Annotated in this window: 15 protein-coding genes; 3 read left to right on the forward strand and 12 right to left on the reverse strand. The window is 53.4% G+C overall.

Annotated features, from left to right (window positions below):
- The first annotated feature begins 11 nt into the window (after positions 1–11).
- Positions 12–1,049 (forward strand): glycosyltransferase, encoded by a 1,038-nt coding sequence (locus D9N13_RS22285; RefSeq protein WP_290594181.1) that lies wholly within the window; start codon positions 12–14, stop codon positions 1,047–1,049.
- A gap of 44 nt (positions 1,050–1,093) precedes the next feature.
- Positions 1,094–2,545 (forward strand): glycosyltransferase family 39 protein, encoded by a 1,452-nt coding sequence (locus D9N13_RS22290; protein ID WP_290594182.1) that lies wholly within the window; start codon positions 1,094–1,096, stop codon positions 2,543–2,545.
- Between the two features lie 101 nt (positions 2,546–2,646).
- Here D9N13_RS22290 and D9N13_RS22295 read toward each other — a convergent pair whose 3' ends face one another.
- Positions 2,647–3,903: a hypothetical protein gene (locus tag D9N13_RS22295; protein ID WP_290594183.1), complete on the reverse strand. Its 1,257-nt coding sequence runs from the start codon at positions 3,901–3,903 to the stop codon at positions 2,647–2,649.
- A gap of 464 nt (positions 3,904–4,367) precedes the next feature.
- On the opposite strand from D9N13_RS22295, the gene D9N13_RS22300 reads away from it, so the two are divergent.
- Positions 4,368–5,687, forward strand: coding sequence for a hypothetical protein (locus D9N13_RS22300; protein ID WP_290594184.1), 1,320 nt, complete (start codon positions 4,368–4,370; stop codon positions 5,685–5,687).
- A 21-nt stretch (positions 5,688–5,708) separates the two neighbouring features.
- Here D9N13_RS22300 and D9N13_RS22305 read toward each other — a convergent pair whose 3' ends face one another.
- The 11 genes from D9N13_RS22305 to D9N13_RS22355 all read right to left on the reverse strand — a co-directional run bounded on the left by D9N13_RS22305 (position 5,709) and on the right by D9N13_RS22355 (position 20,612).
- Positions 5,709–7,187 (reverse strand): lipopolysaccharide biosynthesis protein, encoded by a 1,479-nt coding sequence (locus D9N13_RS22305; protein ID WP_290594185.1) that lies wholly within the window; start codon positions 7,185–7,187, stop codon positions 5,709–5,711.
- A gap of 23 nt (positions 7,188–7,210) precedes the next feature.
- The gene (locus D9N13_RS22310) at positions 7,211–8,137 is read right to left on the reverse strand and encodes a glycosyltransferase family 2 protein (RefSeq protein WP_290594186.1); all 927 of its coding nucleotides are present in this window, start codon (positions 8,135–8,137) and stop codon (positions 7,211–7,213) included.
- 240 nt (positions 8,138–8,377) lie between these two features.
- On the reverse strand, positions 8,378–9,502 hold the full coding sequence (locus D9N13_RS22315) for a glycosyltransferase family 4 protein (RefSeq protein ID WP_290594187.1): 1,125 nt from the start codon (positions 9,500–9,502) through the stop codon (positions 8,378–8,380).
- Between the two features lie 12 nt (positions 9,503–9,514).
- A complete protein-coding gene (locus D9N13_RS22320; RefSeq protein ID WP_290594188.1) occupies positions 9,515–10,714 on the reverse strand; it encodes a glycosyltransferase family 4 protein in 1,200 nt (399 codons plus the stop codon).
- A gap of 163 nt (positions 10,715–10,877) precedes the next feature.
- Positions 10,878–11,531 carry a hypothetical protein gene (locus D9N13_RS22325; RefSeq protein WP_290594189.1) on the reverse strand — a complete coding sequence of 218 codons (654 nt, stop codon included), beginning with the start codon at positions 11,529–11,531 and terminating at the stop codon, positions 10,878–10,880.
- 271 nt (positions 11,532–11,802) lie between these two features.
- On the reverse strand, positions 11,803–12,903 hold the full coding sequence (locus tag D9N13_RS22330) for a glycosyltransferase (protein WP_290594190.1): 1,101 nt from the start codon (positions 12,901–12,903) through the stop codon (positions 11,803–11,805).
- 3 nt (positions 12,904–12,906) lie between these two features.
- Positions 12,907–14,793, reverse strand: a complete 1,887-nt coding sequence (gene asnB / locus D9N13_RS22335) for an asparagine synthase (glutamine-hydrolyzing) (RefSeq protein ID WP_290594191.1) — start codon at positions 14,791–14,793, stop codon at positions 12,907–12,909.
- Positions 14,794–14,811: 18 nt separating this feature from the next.
- Positions 14,812–15,849, reverse strand: a complete 1,038-nt coding sequence (locus D9N13_RS22340) for a FemAB family XrtA/PEP-CTERM system-associated protein (RefSeq protein WP_290594192.1) — start codon at positions 15,847–15,849, stop codon at positions 14,812–14,814.
- Complete coding sequence (locus D9N13_RS22345) at positions 15,846–16,847, reverse strand: polysaccharide deacetylase family protein (protein WP_290594193.1); 1,002 nt, start codon at positions 16,845–16,847, stop codon at positions 15,846–15,848. The genes D9N13_RS22340 and D9N13_RS22345 overlap by 4 nt, the downstream gene beginning before the upstream one ends.
- Complete coding sequence (locus tag D9N13_RS22350; RefSeq protein WP_290594194.1) at positions 16,844–17,965, reverse strand: glycosyltransferase; 1,122 nt, start codon at positions 17,963–17,965, stop codon at positions 16,844–16,846. Before D9N13_RS22350 ends, D9N13_RS22345 begins: the two co-directional genes overlap by 4 nt.
- A 49-nt stretch (positions 17,966–18,014) precedes the next feature.
- Complete coding sequence (locus D9N13_RS22355; RefSeq protein WP_290594195.1) at positions 18,015–20,612, reverse strand: hypothetical protein; 2,598 nt, start codon at positions 20,610–20,612, stop codon at positions 18,015–18,017.
- Positions 20,613–20,814 lie beyond the last annotated feature (202 nt).

The following is a 20,814-nucleotide window of genomic DNA, read 5'->3' on the forward strand; positions in this document are numbered from 1 at the left end:
AGCGAGATGCTATGCATAATATAAAGATATCTGTCGTTATACCGGTCTACAACGTTGCGCCCTTTCTGAAGGAGTGCCTGGACTCTATTGTTAACCAGTCACTGAAAGAAATAGAAATAATATGCGTCGATGACGGCTCAACTGACTCCAGCCTCAATATTCTTGAGCACTTTGCTGCAATCCACCCCAGTATTTCAATCATCAGTCAGGAAAACGCCGGGCAATCAGCAGCCCGCAACCGGGGCTTCAAACAAGCCACAGGCCAGTACATCTATTTTATGGATGCGGATGACAAGCTGGATTTAAAAGCACTGGAGCAGCTCTACAGAAAAGCATCAGAGAATGATCTGGATGTCCTGTACTTCGATGGACGCACGTTTTATGAAGCGAATATGAGCGCCAACGACCTGAGCGAAGAATATTACTTCACCCGTAACCGATCCTACGAAGAGATAACCAATGGCCCGGACCTGTTTCTGCACTTGAAGAACGATGGTAATTATATTGTTTCGCCTTGCCTGCAGATCACCAGCCGCGAGCATATGATCAGGCACAATATACATTTCTACGAAGGTATCATTCACGAGGATAATCTTTTCGCAATCCAATGCCTGCTGAGCGCAGCCCGTGCATCGCATCTGAAGTCAACCCTGTTCAACCGCCGGGTCAGAGCCAATTCCACCATGACTCAAAGCCACACTTTCAATCACTTTTACGGCTATTTTGTTTGCTTTATTCAGATGCAGGCTTTTTGTCAGCGCTTAGCTCTGCCTGCAACGGTTCAACAAGCGGTTAACCTGGAGCTTTCCGGCATCCACCATACATTGTCAAAAATATACTATAACCTGCCCGCACCCGAGCGTGAGAAGGTTGATGGCATGCAGCCAACCGATCATTACCTTTACAGCAATTTACTGAATTCCGAAGCCGCTTACCGTTACACCAAGTCAGCAATACTGTTACGCAACATATATCAGTCAAAATCCTATAAACTGGCACGTCTGATCACGTATTTACCCAGGTTGATACGCAATCTTATTAACTCCTGACCGACCACTTTAATGGGCCAGTTTAAACACCGGCAAACGATACCATGCAGAAATCAGAAACTTACTTTCTTGGTGCAATCCTGTTTTGTGGCCTGGCTATGGCCTGTTCCGGCCTGGTCCTGTCCTACTCCTACTGGTGGGACGAACTCTATTCCGTAGTTGGTGCACGCCTGTCAATGGCTTCCATGATGTCCGATTTCATCATGGAGGATGTGCACCCGCCTTTTTATCAGTTTGCACTTAAGCTTTGGATCACGGCCTTCGGTGATGGCGAGCGCACCACCCGCGCGCTGAGCACCCTGTTTTCCCTGATGACCGTGCTTGCTTTCTGGGTATTGGGGCGTCGGCATTTCCATAAAGCCACTACCCTGACGGCGCTCACTGTTATGGTCAGTTGCTCTCTTTTTTCCTACTTTGCTCAGGAAACCCGATCCTATTCATTGCTACTGCTGCTGACTACCTGCTCTACGTTCCTGTATCTGGATTCTTGCCGTGAACCAACCCACCGCATAAAACCGGTGCTACTGGCGGTTTCTCTGTTGCTGCTTTCACTGACGCACTACTTCGGTTTGATTTATAGCGGCACCATTATTCTGCTTTTATTGGTGGATGCACGCAGGGACCTGCGCGCTGGCATTGGCTTTATCCTGCTGGGCGGCATGTGCCTGGTGTGGCCTGCAATCCACTACCTGTATGGAGACATCGGCAGCCGAACCGGTCAGAATTTCTGGATTGAAACCAACGGCATAGCCACCACTGTCGCCACCGTATCCGATGGCCTGACCCCACAGCTGAATGTTGTTTCCGAGGCACTGGTTGGTGCTGGGTTGAAGGATGTGTTGACCGCCGTGGTGTTTACGGCACTGCTATTGCTGGTGATTCTTTTTTCAACAAAGCAGCGGCAAACCGAAGCCCGCCAATCCGTGTACGGGCGCAAGCTGAGCCTTGTGCTGGTGACCTACATAGCCCTCATCGCATTCATAGACCTTCATTCACCCATATCGACCCATCGAAATTTTATCGTTTTGCTGCCGGCCTTTTCCATTCTCATCACCCTGGCTGCGCAAGCGCTCAACCAAGCGCTTTTCAACCTGGCTACACCGGCTTTGATTCTGTTTATGATTTCCAACCTCGCCGTGTCCGCCTTGTTGCTGCGTAATAAAACGACGCCCATCGAAAACCACCGAGCGGCAGCCCAATACATAGAGGCAAACCTAAGCCCGGGTGATGTGTTTTACTATCTGGACAGAAGTGACAAGCTGCAGAAAGTGCACAAGCTGATGGCGCTGTACTATTTCGAAGAAAAGCCCGAGCCGAACCCCATCAAGCAACAGCACATTGCCGCCCTCTCGCACAATGCATTTGTTCTGCTCCAGCATCACAGTTATGACGTGGAAGCCCTGGCAGCGGAGCTCATAAAAAACGGGCAGCAGGTAACGGTGTTTAACCCACACCAGAAAAGCGCCACCAGCGTCAGTGTCATTGAGATCCGCTAGCGAGCCTGGAAACGCCTGAAGAGAGGGAATAGGGAATTAAGGGGGGGGTAAGGACTGGTTGGGCAGCGTGCCCTGCCCAACCAGGCGAAAAGTACTGCGGATTATTCCAATACTTGGGCGTTAGTGTCGGCCGGCGGCTTTGGGGGCGATTGAGTACCCAGCGAGTACACCGCCACACCGGGATAACCACCACCCCATTCAAAAGGCTCAACCGCTTCCAGATTCAGATACAGCAATCCTCTGTTGATATCCACGGCCCCGCCCAGAATCGGCGAGAACCCACCGTTGGCAAACGCGCTTTCGAATTTACCAAAAGCATAGGGCTTAATATCATAAGAGTTCATGGATCCGTTCTTGACGGCCAACAGATCATTGAGGTCAAACAGCCAATAATAATTTGAGTAGTCTGATGCACTATATGCACAGTAACCGCCACAGACATTACCGTTGTCCTGGGTGATCTTGTAGCCCACACCGCTGTCGTAGCCACCGGAAAAACCAACCGCCATGTAGGTTCTGGTGCCCGGCACCACAAAGCCATACTTCGCGGAAGTGATGTGGTTCCACATTTTGTTATTACGATCTGAATTGTTCAGATAGCTTTCAGCAGACCCGGCATCCATCCCCATTGGGTTTTGCAGGCTGAAATCCATCAATGTGGTGGCAGGAATGGTAGTGGGTGAAGCGTTCGCCAGATTTGGGTTGGTTGGCGTAAAGGCAAAGGCCGACGGGCCAACACTCCAACGGCTGATGATCGGGCCACCACTGGAATAACCTGAGATATGGGTTCCGCCCAGTGCCTGTTGCCACTCAGCCGGTATGGGCGAAATCCACCCGGCGGCATGAGCCCGGGCGGCAAAGCGATGGTAACCGGCAACGGCAGAACCGGACAAATTGTTTGCGTTCTGAATTGCCATGGTGGTCGTGTCAGCGCCGGCGTTGGCGTCATAATAGACGTAGGCATTGACAAGCAACATTCCGTTCACATATTCCATACCCCCAATGCGGTCCAGATTATCCACGTTACCGCTGGCGGGCCGGGACAACACCCGACTGAAATTCTGAATGGCTGAAGCTCGCCTCAAGGCGCTGACCGACGTCGTGTTTACGATTTCAGGAATGCTGATTTCGGCAATGGCCTGCTGATAGGCATGGCCCACCATATACATGGAGGTGCCATTGGCACCCAGGGTGATGGGGCCCTCAGCGTAACTGGCTTCGGATTCACCCAATGTTTCCTGGGGCACTTTGAATCCACCCGCAAATTTGAGGTTGCCAATCTGGAACAGGGGCAAATTCTGTAGCGTGGCCAGATCAGCGGAGTACGACACGCCCGGAGAGCCTAACACTGCCACCATCGAAATTACCTTCAACGCCTGTTTGACAGGTAATCCTCGACCCATTGTCGAATTACATAAAATTTGATGCAGAAACACGTCTCATCCTCCACTGGGAACACAGGCACATCCTGCCATGTCATGATTGAGCTTGCCGTAAGTATATTACGTCTACCCTGACATCGTGCCCCTAAAAGTTCATATGGCGAGGGAAATCACAGTTTTCTTAGAACCAGTCGTCATGTTGGCACTGCATTCATTTATATGGGCCCCTCGCACTGGGACCCTAATTTTAGTCCTACCTGTGTAACACATCAAACTGTGAGGTCAGCGCCTTCATTTGAGCCACAGAATCCTACCACCGCCGCAGCCTATCTGGTAATTTAGTCACAATTAGACTTCTTAAAGCTGAAAATCCGCTTTGACTGGATTAGTCTTAGCAATCGAGTCTTATCCATCCTTCAGCGGCCCCGACGGTGTCACCCATGCAAATACACGCTCATACCCCCTTATACTCCACGAGAACATCGTTATTCTTAATTGCTCTGATGCTGGTCTCGGTCAGGGTTTCTGCCGCCTCCCCCTGCCTGCCCCAGGCGGAGCTGCCTGCCATCAGCGGGCCAACGCTGTCCCTGTCCGGCAATGCTGAATTGCAAACCGCCATCCAGAACGCTGCAGCGGGAACCACTCTGTTACTGGCCCCCGGCACTTATAACCTGTCATCCACTCTGTACATTCGCACCAACAACCTCACCATACGGGGCAACGGTGGTTCCTGCGAAGCGGTGGTACTGAACGGCGCAGGCATGGACAACGCCGATTTTGGCAATGCCCCCCACGGAATCTGGACCGACGCAGCGGATTTACAACTGATGAACCTGACCATTCAGAACTTTTATCTGCATGGCGTTGTCCTGAATTCAGGAGCCCAGTCGCCCACCTTTAACAGCGTTCAAATTTTGAACACTGGCCAGCAGCTCGTTAAGGGCAATCCTACGCAGTACGGGGTTGGCGTCGACAATGGTGTGGTGCTGAACTCACGCTTTGCCTATACCAACGGCACCCCTCAAACCGATCACGGTGCCGGCATCGGTTACACCAACGGCATTGATATTCACGCCGGGGACAACTGGCTGATTAGTGGTAACCGGTTCGAGAATTTTCATACCCCCGACAGTTCCAGCTGGTGGTGGAATCCGGCGGTGTTGATGTGGAACGGCGGGCAAAACTCAGTGGTTGAGAATAACGTTTTTATCAATGTTGACCGGGCCATCGCCTTCGGCTTGATGGAACGCAATGGTGATGTTGATCACAGCGGAGGCATCATTCGCAACAATATGGTGTATTACGCCCCAGGCCAGTTCTCATCCAATCGCATCGCCGACTCTGATGGCGCCATCCTGGTATGGAATTCGCCGAATACCGTGGTGGCTCACAATACCGTGCTCAGCAACGGCAACCTGAACAAATCCATCGAATTTCGTTTCAGTACCACAACGGGCGCACAGGCGATCAACAACCTGGTTGATGCCCCCATCGGCAGTCGAAACTCAGCAAGCTTTTCTCAATCAGGCAATCTGACCAGCGCCGATGCAGACATGTTTGTGGATGCAGCCACCGCTAACCTGCGCCTGAACAGCTCAGCTATTGCTGCCGTGGATAAAGTCAGCGTATCGGAGTATGCCACCACTGATATCGACGGCTTTGTCAGGAGCGGCGCAGGCAAGGTGGACATCGGGGCACATGAACTGAACGCATTGAGCCCACCCAATCCTCCCACCGATATTTCCGGATCACAACTCTAGCGGTATACCGGTCGCAAGGGATCAGCCCTGGCTTCCCTTGCCTTGGCTTCCCTTGCGACTCACCACTTTCAACAGGTGCGAGCACAGCTCGACAACAATTGCCCAGGCCTTGTTACTGGTTAACTTCAATCCCAATGTCCAGGTCGGCACCGCCACCGCGGCAATCAGCAGAATCACCAGCCACGAATTGGTCTCTTCAAAGTTGACCTCCAACGACAGCAGCTTGATTGCCCCCCAACAGGATACAGCCACAATCAGATTCGGCGCGAATGCCCGAAACACCTGCAGCGGCGACAGCGATATGGCGTAATACAGAATGCAGGAGATGACAATAAGGTCAAATGCGCCTGACAACACGATCGCCCAGGCCACGTGGGTCATGCTGATGGTGGCGGCAACAATAATCAACCCCAACTTGACGGCAAATGACAGGGTGTCGTACCACATGATGGTGCGCTCTTTGCCAATGGTGAGCAACGCCTGAGAGGAGAAGCAGTGAACGGATTGCAACATTGCCCAGATGGCGAGAATCGAGGCAATTTCAGTGGATTCGGTCCATTGATTGCCAAACAGCGCGGTTATCATGGGATAAGCGGAAAGGTTGACCACCGCAAAGATGGGCATGGCGAAGGCCCCCACCAGCACAATGGCATTAAGATACGCATCCTTTACCGATTCCCCATCCCGATGCACCTGTGATAAATGGGGAAGCGCCACATTGCCCACGGAGTTGATGATCAGGTTACGTAGAAACAGAATCAGCCCTATACCGCGGGAAAACAGCCCGACTTTGTCCATGGTTGCCAACCGTCCCAACACCAAATCGGTTACATTCTGGGAGGTGGTATTCAAGGTTTTGCTGATACTGATCAGCATACCGATGCGGAAAATTTCCCCCATGTTGCGGAACGAAGGCATCCACTCCATGGATTTGGGGCGGTAATAGGTAATGATCAAAAACTCCGCGACCACCCCAATGACCGTGCCACAGGCAAGTCCGTAATAGCTGAAGCCCATGGCCACCAGGCTGATATTGGAAACACTGCCAATCAATCCACCGGCAAAGTCCACCCGGAATATATGGCTGAAATTCATCTCCCGTGCCATCAGGGCAAAGGGAACAGCCGTAAACGGTGCCAGGAAAAAAGGGATCGTGATAATACACAGCACTAAAGTGAGATCCTGCTCGCCATAGAACTCTGCAATCCAGGGAGATGCCGCCAGCAGCACCGCGCCCAGCCCCCAGGACATGACCAGAACAACACCCACCACCGACTTAACCTGCTCTGCCGTTATCTCTTTCTCCCGAATCAGGTATTCACTGACACCGAGCGAACGGATGGAAGATGCCAGAAAGGCTATGGATGTGGCGACAGCGAACAATCCTATTTCTTTTGGTGTAAGCAAACGCGCCAAAACCGCGACCGTTACAAAGCTTACAGCCTGCAACGAATAGGAATTAACAAGAGAAAAGAAAATTGCTTGGCGGACTTGGCTCATTCAGATACGTTCAACCTTACAGCTTAATCATGCAATGAAGGGTTGGGCCTTTTGGGCCTGGAAAATGCCATCAAGTATTTCAGTATGGACTTGATCATGGCCTTGTAACGGGCTATCTGCAGTGGTTCGTGGCGCAACGCCATCAACGCACAATAGACGGAAAAGGACTGGTCTCCTTCCTCCTCTGCAATATCGGAGCAAATGCCATAGGAATTGGCTTTGGTCTGGTTCAGCAACCCCGCCAGGTGGGCCGCTGGCCCTCCGGCACCAAACACGCGGTCAATCACCACCATGTGACTGGGCAACGTCCGGCGCGTACTGCGTGACATGGATGCTGGGTGGATGCGGTACTGCACCAGGGCCTTTTTGCAATATCCCGCCTTATGCTGCGCCGCTATGCGCATCCACAGCTCCCAGTCTTCAATGGAATCCAGGGATTCGTCGAAACCACCAAACCCCAGGAACATCTCGCGATCAATGATGACGCTGGAGGTGCCGATAAAATTGCACTGGATGAGTTCCTGTAGAATGTTGCCCTCGGACTTGGGTGAGAAGTCGCTGTCTTTTTTGCCGTTGTTAACACCACCATAGAACTCGGTATCGCTGTACGACCACAGATACTGCGCGCAATCTTCCAGTTGTTGCCGGGTTTTATCGGCGGCCCAGATATCATCTGAATCCAGAAATGCGATCCACTTACCCGTCGCCACCCGGGCACCCAGGTTCCTGGCGGCGGCCGCCCCTTTGTTGGGTTGCTTTACCAGCTTCAGTTGATCGCCATAGGATTCCAGTATCTGCAGCGACTGGTCGGTGGAGCCGTCATCCACGGCAACCACTTCAATGTTCCGGTACGTCTGCCGAAAAACGCTGTCCAGTGTCTGCTGCAGATATCGCTCGGCGTTATAGACGGGAATCACCACACTTACCAGATCACAGTTTGTATCCTGCATTGTATAAACCATCTAAATCAGATTTGTGGATAGTCGCTTGAGACACTTGTTGTGGCAGGCCGGTGCCGGATTCTCAGCAGGCTCCATTCTACTGTTGTTATCCCGCACCTAATCACCTGAATTTGGTAAAAATCCGTGTAGGTTGGTGTCCAATAGTATCCATACCAAAATCAAAACGGAGTACAGTTTACTCTTACCTGCCCGAGTGGACCACCGCGCCCCGCCCCTTCTCAAATAAGGTTAATGGAGATCACCCACAATACAGTCCAGCATTTTGTCGGCAATATTACCCCATAAATATCCGTCAGCGGCGATCTGTTTACTGCTTTCGCCAAAGGCGCGAACAAGGTCCGGATTCTGCAGTAGCGTGATCAGGGATTCCGCCAACTTATTGACATCACCAATCTCCATGACAAACCCATTGACCCCCTCTTTTACCACCTCCGGCGGGCCGCCCTGATTGGAGGTTACGATAGGCAGACCTGCTGTCATTGCTTCAATGATGACATGACCTGCCCGCTCAAAACGATGGGGCAGTACAAATACGGACGCCGTCCTGTACAGATTTTTCAGCGCCTCCACGTCCGAGATCAACCCGGTTAACTCCAGGTTGGGGTGCCCTTCCAATTCATAATGATCCGCATTCTCACCCACAACGATAAATCGGGCATCCGGCACCTGATCCACCACCATGGGTATGGCTTCCCGCAGATAATCCATACCCTTGCGCAGGAATTCATTCCCCACGAACAGCACAATCTTGTCTGCACGCTGGGCACTCAAATCTTCCTCCAGCAAATTGATCCCGATCGGCCCCCAACCGACGGCAACCGCCTTGTCGTCTTCAATATCGTGACTGTCCAGGGTTTGCTCCCGCGTCCATTGAGACATGCAAAACACCCGTTTCGCATCGCGATAACTGACACCCTGCGCCTGATTAAACGCCAGGCGGGGTTTGGTCAAACCCGGGGCATCCACGGGATCGAAGGGATCCAGGCGCTTGTTGCAACTCTGATCAATGTAATAATAGAAAGGCTTGTCTGAAAAGGGGGAGCCTTTTAGGGGATGGGTCCAGCTACCCCACATCAGCAACGCATCAAAGGGTAGCGCCAGCGACTTAAGCCGGGACACGATATTGGCGCGACGCCCGGCCTGGATAATCGGATGCCATTGATATCGCGTCCACCAGACAGCCCGGTCGGGATGATAGGACAACAACGCGGCCAGGTACTTGTAGTGAGGTGCAACCGGATCATAGTCAATGGTGATCAGATTCCCAACGCGCTCGCGCAGGGCCTGCTCCAGATTGCGGGAGCGTTTGTCATTGGACGCCAGCACCAAAGTAATCTCTTTTGCTTCCCGCATATACCCTCAAACTTATGTCAGAACGGATTCAATGGCCTTGCAGGCCCGTGAGCCCTGCGCACCCCAATCGTATTTTTGCTCTACCAGGCGCCTGCCGTTTTCCGCCATTGCCTGTGCCTGCTGCGGCGCACTCAGCATCCGGTCAATAGCCGCCGGAAATTCATCGCGGGAGGCAATCAACAAATGACGCTCATGCTCACAATCAATTCCTTCACAACCGGTGGCCGTGCTGACCACGGGCAATCCGGCCGCGAAGGCCTCCAATATTTTCAAACGGGTGCCGCCACCGGAATCCAGGGCGACCGTTAGCAGGGAAGCTTGCTCCAGGTATACCCCGATATCGGGCACATCCGCGTGTACTTCCACACCGGGTATTTGCGCAAGTTCCATCACCGACCGATCAGGGCTGCGCCCCACCACACGCAACAACGCATCCGGGTATTTCTCCCGCACCTTACCAATCACGTGGTGAGCAAGAAACTTGGCCGCCTGAGCATTGGGTTGCCAGGATAGGGCACCTATATACAGCAATACCGGCGGTTGCACAGTGCGCCCCACTGGCAAGGTGAAATAGTGAGAGCAGTCCACCCCATTGGCCACAAGATGCACATTGTCATTGCCCAGACGGGAAAAGTCCTCTTGCTCTTCCTGGGATACGGCCGTCAATGCAGTCGCATCCGCCGCTATTTTGCGCTCAATACCGGCCAGCAACCGGGCTTCTCGCAACAAGTACCATTGACGCGGCCCACTGTGCTCTCGGGCCACCCTTTCCGCAAGCAATGAATAGACGTTGTGTACATCCACAATAATAGGGTGAGCGGGAAACAGATCGCGGAATACGTAAGGGTCCAAATGGTCGATATACACTGCATCAAAGTGTTCCGACCGCAGCAGCTGTGCCAACCGCCCACGGACTTCCTTACGATTATGCCGATGGAACATGACGTAGGGTTCGGATCGAACGGCGGCCAGCAGAGCGCGTTTTGCCTCCCCCAGGGGTGAACGGGGCGACACCTCCACCCCCTCCATTTTAATGCCAAAACCGGAAAGCGCCTGTACCCCCTCCTCGTCGCCGCCGCCGATCGGCACCACCAGGGTCAGATCAAATTGCCCTGCGATGGCTTTCAGCAGAAAGCAGGTGCGAAGGTGTCCACCAGTATTGAGCGGCCAAGGCAGTTCACTGGTAATCGCTAGAATCTTGGGCTTCTTCATAAGGGTCAGGGATGAGAACAACTTGAAAGAAAATGGCCTTATTGGCGCCATAATATAGCAACTCTGTCAACAAGTTGCGAGCATAAAGCCTCCCAATGATTGGGTGCTGAAGCTGGGTGCAGCCCCTTGGCCGGGCGCTGCACTCAGCGAAAATCAATGGCGCTCAGATACGGGGGCGACGCCGTAACACAACCGCCAAGCCGGCCATGAAGATAAACAGCAGGGTTGCAGGCTCACTGACCGCCACCGCATCCCGCACCAACCAGCTGCCGAACGGGCCGCCGTTGAGATCAGGCGAATCGGAGGACAAGCCCACATAGGCTTTTCCATTACCCCAGCTACCCAGGAAATTCACTTCCAGAGAGGCCAAACCCACCTGGCCGGAAACCCCGGTGTCATAGTATCCCGACGCCGCGAAAAAAATGGGCGTATTGAAGGTATCCCCCACCAGACCGATCAGATCAGCAATTGCCTGGCTTGCTCCGGGGCTACCCAATGCAATACCGGCTGAGTCAAAGAACAGGGTCTCCAGTTCCGATGCGGTAGCAAAACGGAACCCTTCATAGAGTCCGCCACTGGCAAATTCCGCCTGCACCTCGTTATAGCTGAAGCAGCAGCTTCCGTTGCCCATACCCAGCACCGGATCCAACCATTCCAATCCGGTATCGGTGTCATAAGTAATGGTATCTGAGCCGAATTCACTGGAATCCATCGACACCAGCAAAGCCTGTGCATTACCGGCGATCAACACAGAAAACAGAAACGAAATCCCCAGACAGGACCAACGCCTGCTGTGGGCAAAAAGTGCTTTCAACACAGACAACCCCTTGACCGGATACCCCAGCCTTCTAATAATTTTATAAGCGGATAATTTGCTTCCATGCTACAACACGGGCTTGGATTCTTACGTGAAATAATGCTTTATAGTATACGCATACGCCCATCACGTTAACGTCAAACTGCAAAAAAGTTAAATATATTCAGTGTTACTTTTTCACATCGAGTTCACATCGACTGAAGACCATTCAGTATTGAGCAGGATATATGCAATTATCCGGTGCGGGCCTTTGACGGCATGCTGTGAGCCGTCAAAGGCCATCATATAAGGCCTCATACTGGGCGGACATGGCCCGCACAGTAAACCGGGTCTCATAGGTGGAGCGGGCTTCCCGGCCCATTTGCTTCCGCAACTCGGGTGCCCGGGCCAAGGTCAGCATTGCCTCACACAATGCATCCTCATCATTATTGGGGGTCAGCAACCCGGATACGCCATCGGTGATGATTTCCGGAGTCCCCCCCACTGCGGTCGCCAGCGACGGCTTGGCAAAGCACATGGCCTCCAGCAGCGTCATTGAGGTGCCTTCACTCAACGAGGGCAAGAGAAAGACATCCATCAGCGCCAGATACTTCTGCGGCTTTGGTTGAAACCCGGTGAACAAAACGAACTCTGTGAGTTCCAGTTCGGCCACCAGTTTTTCCAGCATGGGGCGATCCGGGCCGTCGCCCACCAGTAACAGTCGAAGATGACGATTGCCTTGCAGGCAGCGGGCAAAGGCCCTGATCATCATGGCTTGATTCTTGATGGGATCAAGACGGGAAATCGTACCAAATACCACCTGCCCCGGTTTTAACCCCAGCTCCTCGGCAAGTTCGGCATCTGCAGGGCAGGCGCTGTCTGCAATGCCGTTATAGATCACCTCAATACGCCCAGCGTCAAAGTTCTCGTAGTTCACCAGGGCCTGCCTGGTGGCGGCGGAAATGCTGGTAATGGCCGCCGTTCTTAACTGCAACAACGGATTTACCAGCTTTCGCTTCAGGCTGCTCACATCAGGATAGAAGCGGCCGTGCTCGGTAAAAATCACCGGTTTGCCGGTGCACACCGAGCCAAACCAGCCGTAGGTAAAAGGCGTATATTGGTGGGCATGAACAATATCAACGCCTTCACTGACGATAAGCCGGCGGATGTGGCGGATCAGGTCCAGATCAAAGCCGGGCTTGCGGTGAAGGCAATAGTGCCTGATGCCGGCCTGCTCCAGCTCCTTACCCCATGGCCCGATGGTGCCATCAATACAGAGCACCGATGATCGATAGCGCGTCGGATCCAGCCCCAGCACCAGGTTTTTGATCACCTGTTCCGTACCGCCGATGTTCATATCGTAGGTTATGTGCAAGATATGCTGTTGTGCCATGTATTAATTCCCGGTTGCGTACCGATTAAACCACAACTGGAACATCACCATATTCCACAGTTCATCAGCATAGTCCTGTTTATGGGACTGATGCTCATCCCACAGCAGCCTGACCTGATCCATTTTGAAATAGTCACACAGGCCTGTTTCAGACTGAAACAGTAACTGCTCCGCCAGGGGCTTGATTTCATGCCGCAACCACTCGCCCAGAGGCACGGAAAATCCCATTTTTTTGCGCTTCAGTTTGTCCGGGTCAATCAGCCGGGAAAACGCTTTCTTGAGAATATACTTCTTATCGCCCTGCTTCAGTTTCAGCTCCCCCGGAATGGTGGCCGCGTATTCCACCAACTCATAATCCAGCAGCGGTGCCCGCACCTCAAGTGAATTGGCCATACTCATGCGATCCACTTTAACCAGTATATCGCCGGGCAGATAGGTTTTAAAATCCGTATACAGAACCCGGGACAGGTGATCATCCGCCGGGGCCTGATTGAATACACTCACCGTCACATCCGAGGCATGGTAGCCGTTCAGTTGGTGGAGAAAATCATCCCTTACCAATCTATCCCAGAGCTGCGGTCGAAACGTGGAGTTGGAGAGGAAAAAGGCATAGCCGGGCTCATGGGCAAGCGAAGACAGCAGTGTATGGGCCTTTCTCAACAGGGTGCCTCCCCGCCCCGCCAGCATACCCGCCAAAAGCGGCAGGATGTGCTTGCGAACCATACGCGGCACCTTGCTGCGCAACCGATGCTCCACCGCATCCACCGCGTACTTGCTGTAACCGGCAAAGTTCTCATCGCCTCCGTCACCGGCAATGGCCACTGTCACCTGTTTGCGCGCCAGCTGCGATACAAAGTAGGTGGGCACCAGAGAGGGATCGGCAAACGGCTCATCAAAATAGGCGGCTATTTTTTCCAGGTTGTCCACCACATTTTCCTTGACGGTAAACTCGTGGTGATCGGCCTGAACCTGGTGCGCAATCTCCCGGGCGAAGTCAACTTCATCATACTCTTTGGAATCAAAGCCGATGGAGCAGGTGGTGACCGGTTTGTCACTGCACTCCGCCATCAGTGCAACAACGCCACTGGAATCCACTCCACCACTCAGAAACGCTCCCAGGGGCACATCACTGATCATCCTCTGCTTTACGGCGGCACGCACCCGGCTGAGCAGTTCATCCGCAACGGTATCTTCCGCTTGTGTTACCTGCTGCCGGAAATTGAGATCCCAATACTGTCGTTTCTCAACTCCCTCCCGGGTCACTGTCAGGGTATAGCCCGGTTCCAGTTTATAAATACCCTGAAATATGGTTTTGGGATCGGGGATATATTGGTAGGCAAAAAAATCCGCAACCGCGTCCGCCCGGATCTTGCGCGGAATATCCGGCGCTTCCAACAGACACTTCAACTCCGAACCAAACACCACACCATTGTCGCAGGGGTAATAGTACAGGGGTTTTTTACCCAGCCGGTCGCGGGCCATAAACAATTTCTGTGCCCGCTGATCCCAGATAGCAAAGGCAAACATACCATTGATTTTTTTAACCAGATCTTCGCCATCACGCTGGTAGAGCGCCAATAACACTTCGGTGTCCGTCTGTGAGGTGAACTGGTAGCCTTGCGCCATCAATTCGGCGCGCAATGTCTGAAAATTATAGATTTCCCCATTGAAGACAATAACCAGCTCACCGCCCTTCCCATACATGGGTTGATTGCCGGCAGCGGACAAATCAATGATACTTAGTCGTCGATGACACAAGCCCACGCCGGCATCCAGGTACTCCCCACCGGCATCGGGCCCGCGGTACAGCATAACCTGCCCCATTCGCTTCAACAGCCCTTCGTCACCATAGGACGAAGAGAAACGTGTAAAGCCTGCTATACCACACATATCGAATTACCTATACCTTCAAAGACTGATGTAACGCCTGACAATGGGTCCAAAAAAATTCACCAGCGGCATCGGCAACGCCTGCCAAATCTCAGCCACCTTATCGCGCATACCACCGCCCACACCGCTTTCAACCATGGTCAGTTGCTGATCCCGCATCACCTGCCATTGCAGTGGTACGGGGCACGCGCCCCACTGTTTTTTGAATCGGTATGTGCCTTCATCAACGGTGGAACGCCCAAAGTCAAATTGCTTGAATCCACCCTCGGCGGCAATGGACAGCAAGCCCCAATACAGCAACATGTTGGGAGCCAGCTTATTGTATTCCGGCAACGTAGACGCCCAGGGTACGGTGACCGTGTTGCCACACAACAGAATGATCGCGCCGCCCACAATCTTACCTTCGAACTCCACCAGGCCCAGCCTGGCCCGGCCGGCGTAACAATCCAGTACGGAATCAAACCACAAGCGGGAATGCACCGGAGATCCCAACTGATGCATATTCACCTGCATAACCCGATAGAACGCCTGGCGGTGGGCCTCACTACTGCCTTGCAGAAAAACGACACCGTTTTTTTCGGCCTTGCGTACCTGGCTGCGCAGTTTGGATTTGAACTGCTTGAACTGCTGCTCGGCGCTCGCTTCCAGCGGCAATACCATTCTGACTTTCTCGCCCGGCTGCGCTGCCTCCGAAGCCACATGTTCGGTGTGGCGCAGATCGGCTGACTTAACCCGCTGATCCGACATGAACTGCTTCAAGTGCTGCAGCAGTGCCACACTCACCTGTTCATTGTCCGAGAGGATGCCACCCAGGTCGCAGAATGGCAGCGAGCACAATTGGGTGCCCAGCAGGGGGATTGAAAACGCCACCAATGGCAGCACGCCCACCAGGCTACCTTCCTGCTCTGCCACCAGATAAATACACCGATGACCATAGGCCTTTTCCACTGCCCTGCCCCATGCCATCAAATGATAAGGTGTGGCCTGTGGGTGCTGTTCAACGTATTGATCCCAGATCGAAGAATCCTGCCAGGATACCTGCCTAACCCCAATCAACTTTTGCTCTCCATTCGTGCTGCTGCTTCAGTCAATGTACAAAATTCAACACTACCCGTTGTACTCAGATACTCGATCACAGAGCGCACACTGGCGTATAACTCGCGGCGCCGAATATTGTTCTGGTTGTACTCGCCGGGTTTCTCCAGCAGTGTTGAGCTGTGCAGAAACATGTGAATCACCGGACTGCCGGATGCTATGGCCGCCTTCACCAGGGCAATCATATCCCCCGCCGTGGTCAACTCCGGACTGAGGAACAATTTTCTCAGCATCTGCGTATGCCAGGCAAGGCCAACCAATCGCACCGTCTGCAGGCCGGGCGATGATATCCTGGCGTGCACCTTCTCCCAAAAAGGAAAGTCTGGGCGGTTAAAGCCGGATGTGATGGGCAGTTCAAAAATTTTACGCTGGGTACCGGGATAGTTTGGCTTTGCCAGATTCGGCCAATAGGGTTGATCACAGGCATCACGGCAGGAGAAATACTGGTTCGAGTAATAAGGGTAGACGCTGGAATCCACCTTGAAGCCGTAGTCGATCAAAATCTGCAGAACTTTGCCATCAATACCCCAACGCCCCGTGCGGAACACGGTAGGCCTGACACCAATGTTGTCCTCAATGGCTGCCAGCAAGACTTCAAGTTTTCGTCTAATCAGCTTGGCCGGTAAATTGATGACATGCGATTCCCGCTCTGTGTTCGGGCCCTCAATGGGCGGCGTACACCACGGGTGCAAATGGGCGCCTACTTCCGCGTTTCCCCGTGCCAGAATATCTTTGATAATGGCAGCCGATTCAGCGGTAGAAGCCACGGGGTAATCCACCATGTAGGTGGGCCGGATGTTGAGGGATTCACAGAACTGATGAAACTCAGGCAGATAGCGTATGTTGTCGACGCTGCAATTTTCCTGAGGGAAACCACCCTCCCAGTCAAATTCCTCTTCGGTATCCACTGAAAGGACAAACAGTAGCTTATCTGCTTTGCGCTCCTTTGCTTTCATCATCCGGTTTTCGCCAGCAGTTTTTTGAACAGCGCATCGTACTCCTGAGCCATCCTGTGACCGGAAAAATGATCCATCACGTATTGCCGCGCGTTATCGGCAAGCTCCCGCGCCCGCTTCTCATCGTACAGTACTGCCTCCCAATGCCGGGTCAGACTCTGCTTATCACCCAGCTCCGCCAGCAAGCCGGTTTCGTTGTGCGTCAGCAGTTGGTCTATTCCTGCAATATTATAGGCGGTAACCGGTACCCCCATGGCCATGGTTTCCATCAGGCATCTGGGTATTCCCTCCAGGGTTGATGTCATCACAAACAGGTCAAAGCTCTTGAGCCAGTCCAAACGATCATCCCTGAATCCCAGAAATTCTATACTTTCCCTGGCCGTGAGGGTGGCGGCGTATTGTTCCAGTTCCACCCGCTGATCACCGTCCCCCAATAGCTTAAGTTCCACGTCATCGTGGCGCGACGCAATATCCTCAAAGATATCCAGCAACTCAAAAATGTTTTTACGGCTGATCATCTGGCCGATAAACCCGATACGCTTACGGCTTTTGGGCAGCGTTGCCGGATCAACACGGCAGCGCTCCACTTCATCGAGATCAACACCGTTCTGAATATAGTGCACCTTGCTGCGCCTGACACCGATGGTATCCATGTCTTTGCAGAGCTGCTCCGACAGTGGGGCAACGCCATCAAACCATCGCAAAAACCGATTACCTACACCAATATAGGCCTTCAGTTTCCAGTCATCGGCGTTTTCAAAACCATGCGGTGTAGACAGGGCCGTAATGCCGGTTAGGCGTGCCGCGATCAGCCCGAGGATATCTGACTTGTAGCCATGAGTATGAATTATCTGGTAGCCCTCACGGCGAATCAGCTGGCACAATTTGCGTATAACGCTCAGATCAAAGCGACCGGACATGGCCAGCTTATGGGTTGCACCGGCCAGCAGTTTATATTGTTTCTCCACTTCAAGCTCGGGCAAATCCGGCTCCACCGTCACTGCCAGATCACACTGTACCTGTTGCCGGTCCAGGTTCTTGGCCAAGGTCAGTATCCAGCGCTCTGCACCGTAGAACCCCGTGGGACAGATAAACTGGAGTACTTTAACCGTATCGCTCATTCACAAACTCGCTTCTTTATATGCGGCCATAGGGCCAGCCAACAATTACTCAACGTCCATACAACCGGTTGTACCAGCGGGCAAACATACCGCTACGATGACTGAGCCAGTGCAGCTCTTTTCGTAATGAAAAGCGCCACAGGGCTGACAGCAGGTCGCGGACAGGCAGCAGGGCCCACTGCAAGGTATTTTTATAGGGGCTGGGAAACACGCGATCCTCAGCATGATCCGCCCCCGGCACTGGCTTCTCCGCAGCGCTAAAAAAGCCATGCACACCATGATTCTGCATCAGGATGGCCAATATTCTGGAAAAGTGCCGGGTTTCGCTGTTCGACAGCGTCTGCTCCACATAGTGGTAAAAGAAGTCAGCCCGATCCCGCAGCGTCTTCTGCTCGGCTTCGGTGGCGGCGTACATGGTTGCGTAATACAGTATCCAGGCCTTGCGTAAATCCTGTGCCGCCCAGGTATCATTGGGAAATTCCAGGATATCCGGCTCACTCAGATAAGGTTGATCATGCTGTGCAATCCAGGTGGCATACTTCATGAAAGCCTGCCGGGAGAAAGCATATTGCGCGGTGTTTTCTTCCCCCAACTGCTTTTTCGTTTCCAGATAACGCGCAACCGCCTGTAAAAAAATAGTATAAAACCAGGCGACTTCCACCTCCTCCAGCTTGCGATCGGACAAGTTATCCTGCGGGCTGAATGTTTTGCTGATCACCTGCTCGGCTTTTTGCACAAACCGCTTTTCTCCGGTGAGAGCGAAACTGTCCAGCAAGCCATTAATAAAATTTCCCACGCCGCGATTAAAAGGGTAACGATGGCTCAGGATTCTGCCATCAACGCCGCGCGCCTTGAGTTTTGGCAACACCCGGTTCCGGGCATCCAGCATGACTTCAACTACGGTGCCGGTGCCCTCGTAAAAATCCGTTATCCACTGGGTCAGTTGCAGAACCGCTTCACGGGACCGCGTTGAGCCGGTCAGGCAATAGTGCAGCATAAGACCATGGGTGTAACAATGTTCCGCCCCGGGCCCTCCGCCCTGGGTGACATCCCGGCCATTGGGTTTCTGATGGCGCGAATAGGTGCGGTGACTGGAGGTGTAAGCATCCACGTAATGATCGGTGTGCCAGAACAAACCCCCGTTGTATTCGGCCCGGTCCTGTACTGTATTGTAGATATCGATGTCGGTGATGTGCCAGGCCAGTTCATCGGCCATGCGCTTCCAGCGGGCATCCCCCGTCAACAAAAACTGCCGCAGAAAGCCATACAGCGGATCGTACTGGTTATTATAGTGGGAAACGAACAGGTTTCCTTGCGCCAGGTAGAGGCTCTCATGGTCAGCAAAAATATCACCGAAATTACGCCATCCATACTCATCCACGATTTCCCGTTTGGCGAGAAAGCCCTGTTTAGGGTCAAGGCCCATGGCGATCAGCCGATCCAGCGGCTCCGGCCGACAGGAAAAATGCGCTAAACAGCCGCTTGCCGCTACGTATTCCGGCGCCAGGTGCGCCACCAGGCCTGAACGCAATGCCGGTGCGGAATCCATCGTCGCAGCAAAATCCAACTCCAGCCGATGGGTCTTCTGTTCACCGGGCTGCAGCTCATGTTCCATGGCACAGGCTGCGGGAAACAGGTGCAAACCCACAGCACCGGCTTGAAAACTCAGTGCCTTGGGAAAGTTTTGCCAAAAGCGATCAATACAGAGCGCGACACCGCTGTCAGCGACCAACACCGGCGTCGCCCGAGAACCGTTCTGCTCGCTATTATCCACCTGCAGGCGGTAGCCTTTGAACGGCAGATTGACTTTTCCGGTACGGTCAACGTGATTGCGACTGTCCCAATGCTCACCACCACTGGAAGCCTGGAACACATTCAGCAGTTGCGATACCGGCAGCCAGTGGCCCTCGGGCTCCACCTGCAGCTGCACCCGCGACGCTTCCGGTAACCGAACCGTGGCCTGCAGGCCTTTGAACAACAGTGATTGCGGATCGCCCAGATCCCATAAGCCACCGGGGTGCTCGGCCGCTCTTGGGTTGTGCAGGGTAAATTGCCAGGAAACCCGGGCAGAACCGGCATGAAAGGTCAACTCAGAAACAAACCGGCACAGCGCCTCACCGCCCTCGTCGCAATAACTTCCCTGCTGTGACAGCGTTGCTCGGGCTGCCCCCTGATGCCGCGACCATTGGCTGGTTTCGATGGTAGGGCTCAGATGCCGGCCCGCCGGGGTCTCCAGGAGGACATCCTGCAACCCGGTGCTGCCACCTCCGGCAACACACGACAGGTCATCCGTTTTCACCTTGAATCCGGCCACCCCGGTGTTTACTTCGAAGACGGAGCCGGCCCGGGCATCCACTACACTCACCGCCGCTGCCGGCGCAGGCCGGTCGCCGGTGGCCAGGGTGCACACCGTGGGCTGCCCGGCTTTCACATCCACCTGCGTATCCAGCAAACACCAGCGCACACTGCCATCGGGCCAATGCTGAATCGCGCGAACATCCAGCGGCAGGGTTTGCTCCCCGGCGCTCAATGTCAGGCCATCGGGATTCGACAACAGCCCCTGCGCCACAGGCACGCCGAATGCGATGGGCTCTCGAATTCTGTCCAGACCCTCGGTCTCGAAAAACGTTATGTCTACGAGCTTCATAATGATTGTCACTTTCCCCGGAGGATAAGCGCCCACAAATCAATGCATCAAACCTACGTATCAAACCCAAGTATCAAACCAATGCATCAAACCGTTGAGGGCAAAACAAAACGGTCAACCAACAGGTACAACAGGATACTTACTCCATTATGGCACCTAGCCACCCAGTATACCGATTCCAAGCCCCGTTTTTGTGGCAATA

The sequence above is a fragment of the Ketobacter sp. GenoA1 genome, assembly GCF_003671475.1.
In the GTDB taxonomy this organism is placed as follows: domain Bacteria; phylum Pseudomonadota; class Gammaproteobacteria; order Pseudomonadales; family Ketobacteraceae; genus Ketobacter.

Coding starts and splice junctions, on each gene's coding strand:
- D9N13_RS22285 (WP_290594181.1), top strand. CDS start 12: ATGCATAATATAAAGATATCTGTCGTTATACCGGTCTACAACGTTGCG.
- D9N13_RS22290 (WP_290594182.1), top strand. CDS start 1,094: ATGCAGAAATCAGAAACTTACTTTCTTGGTGCAATCCTGTTTTGTGGC.
- D9N13_RS22295 (WP_290594183.1), bottom strand. CDS start 3,903: ATGGTGGCAGTGTTAGGCTCTCCGGGCGTGTCGTACTCCGCTGATCTG.
- D9N13_RS22300 (WP_290594184.1), top strand. CDS start 4,368: ATGCAAATACACGCTCATACCCCCTTATACTCCACGAGAACATCGTTA.
- D9N13_RS22305 (WP_290594185.1), bottom strand. CDS start 7,187: ATGAGCCAAGTCCGCCAAGCAATTTTCTTTTCTCTTGTTAATTCCTAT.
- D9N13_RS22310 (WP_290594186.1), bottom strand. CDS start 8,137: ATGCAGGATACAAACTGTGATCTGGTAAGTGTGGTGATTCCCGTCTAT.
- D9N13_RS22315 (WP_290594187.1), bottom strand. CDS start 9,502: ATGCGGGAAGCAAAAGAGATTACTTTGGTGCTGGCGTCCAATGACAAA.
- D9N13_RS22320 (WP_290594188.1), bottom strand. CDS start 10,714: ATGAAGAAGCCCAAGATTCTAGCGATTACCAGTGAACTGCCTTGGCCG.
- D9N13_RS22330 (WP_290594190.1), bottom strand. CDS start 12,903: ATGGCACAACAGCATATCTTGCACATAACCTACGATATGAACATCGGC.
- asnB (WP_290594191.1), bottom strand. CDS start 14,793: ATGTGTGGTATAGCAGGCTTTACACGTTTCTCTTCGTCCTATGGTGAC.
- D9N13_RS22345 (WP_290594193.1), bottom strand. CDS start 16,847: ATGATGAAAGCAAAGGAGCGCAAAGCAGATAAGCTACTGTTTGTCCTT.
- D9N13_RS22350 (WP_290594194.1), bottom strand. CDS start 17,965: ATGAGCGATACGGTTAAAGTACTCCAGTTTATCTGTCCCACGGGGTTC.
- D9N13_RS22355 (WP_290594195.1), bottom strand. CDS start 20,612: ATGAAGCTCGTAGACATAACGTTTTTCGAGACCGAGGGTCTGGACAGA.